This window comes from Microbacterium sp. AC145 (genome assembly GCF_979258505.1).
This window is the reverse complement of the sequence record NZ_OZ409859.1, coordinates 366,183-375,291: the sequence shown is the minus strand read 5'-3', so window position 1 is coordinate 375,291 and position 9,109 is coordinate 366,183. Positions and strand designations below refer to the sequence as shown.

The 9,109-nt window shown below is 68.6% G+C and carries 9 protein-coding genes; 1 reads left to right on the top strand and 8 read right to left on the bottom strand.

Annotated elements, in window-relative coordinates; translation table 11 throughout:
• Positions 1-56 precede the first annotated feature (56 nt).
• From ACZZZN_RS01775 to ACZZZN_RS01755, 5 genes are all read right to left on the bottom strand, one after another.
• Positions 57-1,658: an SLC13 family permease gene (locus ACZZZN_RS01775; protein WP_463503529.1), complete on the bottom strand. Its 1,602-nt coding sequence runs from the start codon at positions 1,656-1,658 to the stop codon at positions 57-59.
• Positions 1,655-2,314 (bottom strand): response regulator transcription factor, encoded by a 660-nt coding sequence (locus ACZZZN_RS01770; protein ID WP_463503528.1) that lies wholly within the window; start codon positions 2,312-2,314, stop codon positions 1,655-1,657. The genes ACZZZN_RS01775 and ACZZZN_RS01770 overlap by 4 nt, the downstream gene beginning before the upstream one ends.
• A 1-nt stretch (position 2,315) precedes the next feature.
• Positions 2,316-3,929, bottom strand: coding sequence for a sensor histidine kinase (locus tag ACZZZN_RS01765; protein ID WP_463503527.1), 1,614 nt, complete (start codon positions 3,927-3,929; stop codon positions 2,316-2,318).
• Complete coding sequence (locus ACZZZN_RS01760; RefSeq protein WP_463503526.1) at positions 3,898-4,230, bottom strand: hypothetical protein; 333 nt, start codon at positions 4,228-4,230, stop codon at positions 3,898-3,900. Before ACZZZN_RS01760 ends, ACZZZN_RS01765 begins: the two co-directional genes overlap by 32 nt.
• Positions 4,231-4,358: 128 nt before the next feature.
• Entirely contained in the window at positions 4,359-5,159 is an 801-nt protein-coding gene (locus ACZZZN_RS01755) for a sulfite exporter TauE/SafE family protein (protein ID WP_463503525.1), read from the bottom strand.
• A gap of 131 nt (positions 5,160-5,290) precedes the next feature.
• Here ACZZZN_RS01755 and ACZZZN_RS01750 point away from each other — a divergent pair, with 131 nt between their 5' ends.
• On the top strand, positions 5,291-6,865 hold the full coding sequence (locus tag ACZZZN_RS01750; RefSeq protein ID WP_463503524.1) for an AMP-binding protein: 1,575 nt from the start codon (positions 5,291-5,293) through the stop codon (positions 6,863-6,865).
• A gap of 72 nt (positions 6,866-6,937) precedes the next feature.
• Here ACZZZN_RS01750 and rplQ read toward each other — a convergent pair whose 3' ends face one another.
• The 3 genes from rplQ to rpsK form a co-directional block, all read right to left on the bottom strand.
• Positions 6,938-7,501: a 50S ribosomal protein L17 gene (gene rplQ / locus ACZZZN_RS01745; protein WP_463503523.1), complete on the bottom strand. Its 564-nt coding sequence runs from the start codon at positions 7,499-7,501 to the stop codon at positions 6,938-6,940.
• Positions 7,502-7,567: 66 nt separating this feature from the next.
• Positions 7,568-8,557, bottom strand: a complete 990-nt coding sequence (locus tag ACZZZN_RS01740; protein WP_290159197.1) for a DNA-directed RNA polymerase subunit alpha — start codon at positions 8,555-8,557, stop codon at positions 7,568-7,570.
• A gap of 151 nt (positions 8,558-8,708) precedes the next feature.
• Positions 8,709-9,107 (bottom strand): 30S ribosomal protein S11, encoded by a 399-nt coding sequence (gene rpsK / locus ACZZZN_RS01735; RefSeq protein ID WP_017829189.1) that lies wholly within the window; start codon positions 9,105-9,107, stop codon positions 8,709-8,711.
• Positions 9,108-9,109: the final 2 nt, after the last annotated feature.

The following is a 9,109-nucleotide window of genomic DNA, read 5'->3' as shown; positions in this document are numbered from 1 at the left end:
CTGCACCGGCGGTGCACGCGGAACGGGGGGGGTGACGGGGAGTCCGGGACGGGAGGTCAGCGCAGGAGCGGCAGACCCATCGTGGGCCAGATCCAGAGGGAGAAGACGGCGACGAGCACGAACATCGCCGGGGCGAGCAGCACCGAGAGTCGTCGCAGATCCTTCGGCGTGAAGCCGTGAGGCACGACGTCGGGGTCGGCGAACATCGCGACCGGCTTGGCCGAGCTGGGGAGCGTGTGGCAGAACCCGGCAGCGGCGGTCGATGCGAAGGCCGCTGCCATCGGATCGACGCCCAGAGCGGGAGCGAGGGAGATCACGACGGGGATGATCGCCGCCGAGCGTGCGGATCGTGAGGGGATGAGCAGGTGAGCGGCGGTCGACACCGCGATGACCACCAGCACGAACACCATCGCGCTTGCGGCGCCGAGATCGCTGAGCGGTGCGAGCGCCGTCGTGCTCAACCAGGTCGCCGCACCGGTGGTGGTGAGCGCGGATGCGAGGGCGAGCGTCGCCGACAGGAAGAGCAGGAGTGACCAGGGCACGCGCTTGACAGCGACGGGGAAGGTCGTGCACCCGATGCCCGGCGACACTGCGGCGACGGCTCCCAGCAGTGCGACCAACGCCGGGGTGAGGTGATGCAACGGCTCGGTCGCCCAGAGCACGATCACGGCTCCGAGCAGGATCGCCGCCCGACGCTCGACGGCGCTGAGCGGACCGGTCACATCCGTCGTGGCGGAGCGCGCGATGTCGGCGGGGGTCAGGCGCAGCGGTGTCGCCCGGTCGGTACGACGCGTGAAGCGCCACAGGATGATCTCGCACGCTGCGTGCGACGACACGACCGCGAGCGGAAGCCCGAGCCACAGCCATCCGAGGAACGTGAATCCCGGCTCGCCCGCAGCGCGCAGCAGCTGATCGGTGATGATGTGCGCTCCCGCGCCGAGCAGGGATCCGACGGCCGACAGCAGCACCACTGTCGGCATGAGCAGAGCGAGTGCCCTGACGATGCGCTCGCGACCGGGCAGGAGGTCGGCGACCGCGGTGAACACCGGCACGGCGAGCGCCGCGCGCCCCGACGTGGCGGGCACGGCGAAGGCGGTGATCATGAGCGCCACCGTGGTCAGGTGGAACAGGCTGCGCGGCCCGCGGGCGAAGCGCAGCAGGTGGGCGGCACCGCGCAGGGCGAGTCCGGATGACGAGACTCCCGCCGCGATGACGAACGCTCCGATGAGAAGCCAGATCGTCTCGTCTCCGAGTGACGCGAAGAACGTGCGTGCGGGGAGGATGCCGGTGACGATCAGCGCGACAGCGGCGAGGAATGCGACGAGCGTGTCGTCGAGCGCCGTGGCGGCCCACGCCCACACTGCGAGAAGGAACACCGTGATCGTCACGGCGATCGGCAGGGTCATGCCGCCGGTGCTTGTCGGCAAGGAGCCGACGGTCGCCATCGCGACGCCGGCGACCACGATCGCCGCGGCGATCACGAGTCGGATCACGGTGCTGCGTCGGGGTGCGATCCGCCGGCGACGGGGTCGTGACGGGCGATCCGTCGGGATGAGGGTCTGCGGATCGGTCCACCGCGCGGTGGAGCGTTGCGGCGGGACCGTCGCGAAACGCGCTCGCTCGGCGACGGGAGGGGTGCTGTCGACCGAGGTGTTCATCGGAATCGGTATCCTGCCCCGCGCACCGTCTCGATGCGGTCGGCACCGATCTTCCCTCGCAGTGCGCGGACGTACACGTCGACGACGTTGGAGGCGGGATCGAAGTCCATGCCCCACACGTGTCCGATCAGCTGGTCGCGGGACAGCACCTGTCCGGCATTCTCGAGAAACACCTCGAGCAGCGAGAACTCGCGCGAGGTGAGCTCGCGCATCGCACCGGCGACCGTGACGCTGCGGGCGCGCACATCGACCCGCACGTCACCGTGCGACAGCACCGGACCCGTGGAACGCCCCTCACCGTCTCCGATGCGCAGTCGAACCCGGGCGACGAGCTCGGCGAACTGGAACGGCTTGGTGACGTAGTCGTTGGCGCCGCTCTCGAGTCCGCGCACCGTGTCGATGACGGAATCGCGGGCGGTGAGGATGATCACGGGGGTCGTGACGCCCTCGCCGCGAAGGTTCGCGAGCACGTCGAACCCGTCGATGCCGCCGAGGCCGATGTCGAGCAGCACGAGGTCGAAGGTCCCGCTGCGGGCCATCAGCAGCGCGGTGTGGCCGTCGGCCGCCTCGGCGGTGTCGTAGCCGGCGGACCGCAGGCCGCGGCGCACGAACGACGTGATGTGCGGATCGTCCTCGGCTATCAGGATGCTGCGCATGTCAGGCCTTTCTCTCCGCGGCGTCTGCGACCGCGTCAGACGGAGCAGGGATGTCGATGCCGAAGGTGGCGCCCTCGCCGAGCACGCTGTCGACCCAGGCGGATCCGCCGTGTCCGTCGGCGATGGCGCGGACGATCGCGAGGCCGAGCCCTGAGCCCCGGCGCACGCCGGCGCTGTCGCCCCGGGCGAAACGCTCGAAGATGCGCTCGGCATCCGCGGCTGCCACCCCGGGGCCGCTGTCTCGCACCCAGACGCGGAGCCTGCGATCCGCTCCGCTGCCGTCGAACCGCGACCCGACCTCGATCCGGTCGCCGGAGTCGGTCACCTGCATCGCGTTCGCGGCGAGCTGCAGCACGGCCTGGGTCACGCGCTGAGGGTCGAGGGCGGTGGGTCCCTCGGCGATCTCCATGAGCTGCCAGCGCCGATCGCCCAGCGCCTGCGCCTTCGCCTCGATGTCGAGGGTGAGGGTCGAGACCTCGCAGTTCGCGATGCGCACGAAGTCGGGCTGCTCGGCTCGCGCGAGCACCAGCAGATCGGTGACGATGCGGCTCATTCGATCGAGCTCCCCGCTCACGAGACGCAGAGTCTCGGCGCGCTCCTCGGGGTCCTCGCTGAGCAGCTCGAGCTGCCCGCGGACGATGGTGATGGGTGTGCGCAGCTCATGGCCGGCGTCGTCGACGAACCGCTGCTGGGTCGCATGCACGGTCTCGAGTCTGTCGAGCATCCCGTTGAAGGTCGCGGCGACGGCGGCGATGTCGTCGGTGCCCTCGACGGGCACCCGAGCGGTGAGATCGTGCTCGCTGATGTCACGGGCGACCCGGTAGACCTCACGGACCGGAGCGAGAATCTGACCCGCGACCAGCCACGCGACGCCCGAGCTGAGAAGCAGGCCGATCAGCGCGACCCAGGCGATCGTGGCGAAGGTGCCGTCCACCTGGTCGCGGGCATCCTGCGTGTACTGCACGATCAGGACCGCCCCCTGCTGCTCTCCGGCGGTGAAGTCGAGTCGTCCCCAGCGCAGCGGCCCCGAGTCGGAGGACTCCGTCGCACCCGAGTGCGCATCGTCCGCGAGCAGTGCCGTGACGAGGTCTTCGCCGCCGGGGACCCCGGAGAAGTCGACGTCGCCGTCACCCGTCGCACGACCGCCGGCGTCCGACGCCGCGGTGTCCGGGGCGCCGGTGCGCCCGCTCGCGATCGCGATCGGTGCCCCGTCGACGGCGGTGACCACCACCTCGTCCTCGTGGACCGACTGCCGAGCCAGGTACTCGCTGAGCAGCGCCGTGGCCGACGAGTACCCGCCGGCCGCCGCATCTTCGGCGAACCGCGTGAACTCCGCCGCCTCCTGCTCGATCTCGGTGTTGGCAGTCTGCTCGACGCTCGCGAGGAAGATGCTGCGCCCCATCAGTCCGACCGCGACCAGGGTGATGAGGGTGCTGAGGATGATCCACAGTGTGATGCGCCAGCGTGCGGGCAGGGTGCGCGGTCGCAGGGTGCGCAGCGGCTCGCCTCCGCGGGGCGATGCCGGACGATCGATCTGCCGAGGGGCCGGCGACTCGATCACGTCGATCGGCAGCGTCGGCGCGTCAGTCATCATCGCCGCCGTCGTCTCCGTCATCGTCTCCGTCGTCGTCCTGGGGCTGCGGCGCGGGCGCGGGAGCGGGAACCGGAGCCGGAGCGGGCGCCGGAGCCGGAGCGGGAACCGGGGCCGGAGCGGGCGCCGGCGCCGGAGCGGGCGCCGGAGCGGGAGCGGTCGGCGTGGGGGTCGGAGCCGGCGTGGGGGCCAGCTCCACCACCACCGGCTGCGACGGCATCTGCGGCGACGGCGGCATCTGCGCCAGCGCGATGCTTCCGGCGGCGAAGATCACCGGAATGGCGATCAGCGCGCTCGGGATCAGGAGGCGTCGTATGTCGGTCATGACTTCATGATGCCGGTCGATGATGACGCCATCATGAGTCTGAGATGAAGATCGTTTCATCTGCCCCGAGGCGCAGGCTCGAAGCGGGCCGCTCGCCCTTGCAGTCGTCCGGGGCGGTGAGCTGCCCGTCAGTCCTTCTTCGCGCGCCCCTTGATCGCCTTGATCGCCATCTGCACCGCGATCACCACGAGGTATGCCGCGAAGAGCATGTTGCCCACGAGCGGGTCGATCAGCGTCGCGAGCCATGCTCCGAGAGCCGTGGTGGTGCAGGCAGAGATGCCCACGAACGCCGCAGCGACGAGATCGACGTTGCGGTTGCGCAGATTGCCGATCGTGCCCGAGATCGCGGTCGGGATCATCATGAGCAGCGATGTGCCCTTGGCCACCAAGTCGCTGGTGCCGAACGCCAGCATGAGCACCGGCACGATGATCACGCCACCGCCGACGCCGATGAGCCCGGCGAGGATGCCGGTGGCGACACCCACCACCAGCAGCGCGAGCCCGTTGAGCAGCTGCAGCTCGAACTCCGCGTCGCGCGAGGGCACCACGAGGAACAGGCTCACGATCACGACCACGAGGAAGCCGACGAAGAACCACCGCAGCACGGTCTGCGAGATCTTGGGAAGCAGTCGGGTGCCGATCTGCGCTCCCACGACCGCACCCGCGGCGAGGATCAGCGCGGGGATCCACGCCACCGCACCGTTGACCGCGTACGAGACCACACCGACGGTCGCCGTCGGGACGATGGCCGCGAGTGACGTGCCGGCGCCGAGACGCTGGTTGAAGTGCAGGAACAGCACGAGCAGCGGGACGATGACCGTGCCGCCGCCCACGCCGAAGAGTCCGGAGAGGAGGCCTGCGAGAAGGCCGATCCCGATGAAGGCGGTGTAGGCGCGAGGCCCTCGGCTCAGGGTCTCTGCATCAGTCACCGGATCAGCCTACTCCCGGGCATCCGGCCCCGCCGACGGGTCGCACGTGCACCCTGGGACCCGGTGCCTGAGTGTGCGACACTGGATCGCATCAGACGGCGTCGTCGCCTCACCGGATCGAAGGAGATCTCATGGTGCGCAGTTCTTATCCCGATGTCGAGATCCCTGCGGTCTCGATCCACGAGTTCCTGTTCGGGGATGTCGAAGAGCACCGGCTCGACGCCGTCGCGATCGTCGACGGGGTCAGTGGCGCGACGACGACCTATCGTCAGCTGATCGGGCAGATCGATCTGTTCGCCGGGGCGCTCGCTGCTCGTGGCGTCGGAGTCGGCACCAAGGTCGGAGTGCTCTGCCCGAACGTCCCTGCATTCGCCACGGTCTTCCACGGCATCCTGCGCGCGGGAGCGACCGCGACGACCATCAACTCCCTCTACACCGCCGAAGAGATCGCCAACCAGCTCACAGATGCCGAGGCCACCTGGCTCGTCACCGTCTCCCCTCTCCTTCCCGGCGCGAAGGTCGCGGCAGCGGCCCTCGGCTTCGACGACGACCACGTGATCGTCCTCGACGGCGCCGAGGGGCACCCGTCTCTGCCCGCGCTGCTCGGCGAAGGCCACTCCGCACCCGAGGTCTCATTCGACCCGGCGACGCACCTGGCTGTGCTCCCCTACTCGTCCGGCACGACCGGGCGTCCGAAGGGGGTGATGCTGACGCACCGCAACCTGATCGCGAACGTGAGCCAGTGCCGTTCCACGATCTCGCTGGGCGATGACGACCGCGTGCTCGCCGTGCTGCCGTTCTTCCACATCTACGGCATGACCGTGCTGTTGAACTTCGCGCTTCGACAGCGCGCTGCGCTGGTCACGATGCCGAAGTTCGATCTCACCGATTTCCTCCGCGTCGTGCAGGAGCACCGCACGACCTGGGTGTTCATCGCCCCGCCGATCGCCGTCGCTCTGGCGAAGCATCCGCTCGTCGACCAGTACGACACCTCGGCGATCAAGGTGATCTTCTCGGGAGCCGCTCCGCTCGACGGCGCGCTGGCGTCGGCCGTTGCGAACCGCCTCGGATGCATCGTCTGCCAGGGCTACGGCATGACCGAGACGAGCCCGGTGACGCACGCGATCCCCTACGACCGAGCGGACATCGACCGATCATCGGTCGGCATGCTGCTCGCCAACACCGAGGCCAGGCTGGTCGCAGAGGACGGCAGCGCGATCGAGACGCCCGCCGACGGCGCGAGCGAACCCGGTGAGCTGCTGATCCGCGGCCCCCAGGTGATGAAGGGCTACCTGAACAGGCCGGATGCCACAGCCGAGATGCTCGACTCCGAAGGGTGGCTGCACACCGGCGACGTCGCGACGGTGACCCATGACGGTGTCTTCCGCATCGTCGATCGCCTCAAGGAGCTCATCAAGTACAAGGGCTACCAGGTCGCTCCCGCCGTGCTCGAGGCGGTGCTGCTCGAGCATCCGTCGATCGCCGACGCCGCAGTGATCGGTGCGTTCGACGACGACGGGCAAGAGGTTCCGAAGGCGTTCGTGGTGGTACAGCCGGGTGGGCAGCTCGACGCGGATGCGGTGATGGCGCATGTCGCCGCGCATGTCGCCCCGCACGAGAAGGTGCGTCAGGTCGAGTTCATCGACGCGATCCCGAAGTCGGCGTCGGGCAAGATCCTCCGCAAAGACCTGCGCGCTCGGGTCTGATCGGCATCCTGCGGAAAACGACGAAGCCCGCCACCCCGAAAGGGGCGGCGGGCTTCGTCGTGAGTGAGATCCTTACTCGGACTTCTTCTCGACAGCGTCCTCGGCCGCGGCCTCAGCGGCCTCGCCCTCGGCCTGCGACTCGGCGCCGGCGTCAGCTGCGGGTGCCTCGTCAGCGGTGGTCTCCTCAGCGGGAGCCTCCTCGGCCGGAGCCTCTTCGACGACCTCGGCCGGCTTCTCAGCCTTGGCAGCCTTCTTGGCCGACTTCGCCTTGGGGGTGACGGGCTCGAGAACGAGCTCGATCACGGCCATGGGCGCGTTGTCGCCCTTGCGGTTGCCGACCTTGGTGATGCGGGTGTAGCCACCGTCGCGGTCAGCGACCAGCGGTGCGATCTCGGCGAACAGGGTGTGCACGACATCCTTGTCACCGATGACCGAGAGAACGCGACGACGAGCGTGCAGGTCTCCGCGCTTGGCGAAGGTGATCAGGCGCTCGGCGAGCGGACGCAGGCGCTTGGCCTTGGTCTCGGTCGTCTTGATCGACTTGTGGGTGTACAGCGCAGCCGCGAGGTTGGCAAGCAGCAGGCGCTCGTGGGCGGGGCCGCCTCCGAGGCGGGGACCCTTAGTGGGCTTGGGCATAATCGTCTAACTCCTGGTCAGAAAGGTCGGGTCAGCTGGCCACTGCCAGATGACAATCCGGGTGGGTCAGAAGGACTCGTCTTCGCTGCCGCTGTAGAAGTGGGCGCCGTCGAAACCGGGCACCGAATCCTTGAGCGACAGACCGAGCGAGATGAGCTTGTCGCGCACCTCGTCGACCGACTTCTGGCCGAAATTGCGGATGTTCATGAGCTGCGTCTCCGACAGGGCGACGAGCTCAGAAACGGTGTTGATGCCCTCACGCTTCAGGCAGTTGTAAGAGCGGACCGACAGGTCGAGGTCCTCGATCGGCATCGACAGCTCGCTGGAGTTCACTGCCTCCACCGGCGCCGGGCCGATCTCGATGCCCTCAGCCTCGACGTTCAGCTCGCGTGCGAGACCGAACAGCTCGGTGAGCGTCTTGGCAGCCGATGCGACTGCGTCGCGGGGGCTGATGGCCGACTTGGTCTCGACGTCGAGGACGAGCTTGTCGAAGTCGGTGCGCTCACCAGCACGGGTGGCGTCGACGCGGTAGCTGACCTTGAGCACCGGCGAGTAGATCGAGTCGATCGGGATCTGACCGGCCTCGGCGTACTCGTTGCGGTTCTGGGTCGCCGAGACGTAGCCGCGGCCACGCTCGATCGTCAGCTCGAGCTCGAACTTCGCGGTCTCGTTGAGGGTCGCGATGACGAGCTCGGGGTTCTGGACCTCGACACCGGCCGGAGCCGAGATGTCAGCGGCGGTCACTTCGCCCGAACCGGTCTTGCGCAGGTACGCCGTGATCGGCTCGTCGCGCTCCGACGAGACCACGAGCTGCTTGATGTTGAGGATGATCTCGGTGACATCCTCCTTCACGCCGGGGATGGTGCTGAACTCGTGCAGCACGCCGTCGATGCGAACGCTGGTGACCGCGGCGCCGGGGATCGACGACAGCAGGCTGCGGCGAAGCGCGTTGCCGATCGTGTATCCGAAACCGGGCTCCAGAGGCTCGATGATGAACCGGCTCCGGTTCTCGACGATCTTTTCCTCGGTCAGTGTGGGACGCTGTGCAATAAGCACTCTGTGTTCCTTTCGATCACATGCCCGCTATATGACATGTGGTGGGGTGAGGTCTTGAGTTGTGGAAGTCGACGCCCGGTCCTCGAACATGTCGAAGGGGCGGGCGTCGAGCCGCTCGCACCCGGGGGCACGAGCGGCTCGACAAGCCGTGTCAGACGCGGCGGCGCTTCGGCGGGCGGCAACCGTTGTGCGCCTGCGGGGTGACGTCCTGGATCGAGCCGACCTCGAGGCCAGCGGCCTGGAGCGAACGGATCGCGGTCTCGCGGCCGGAGCCCGGACCCTTCACGAGGACGTCGACCTTCTTGACGCCGTGCTCCGCTGCCTGGCGGGCTGCGGACTCGGCAGCCATGCCGGCGGCGTACGGGGTCGACTTGCGGGAGCCCTTGAAGCCCACGCCACCCGACGATGCCCAGGCGATGACAGCGCCGGACGGGTCGGTGATCGAGACGATCGTGTTGTTGAACGTCGACTTGATGTGGGCCTGGCCCAGCGCGATGTTCTTCTTTTCCTTGCGGCGCGGCTTGCGCGCGGCGGCCTTGGGTGCAGCCATGA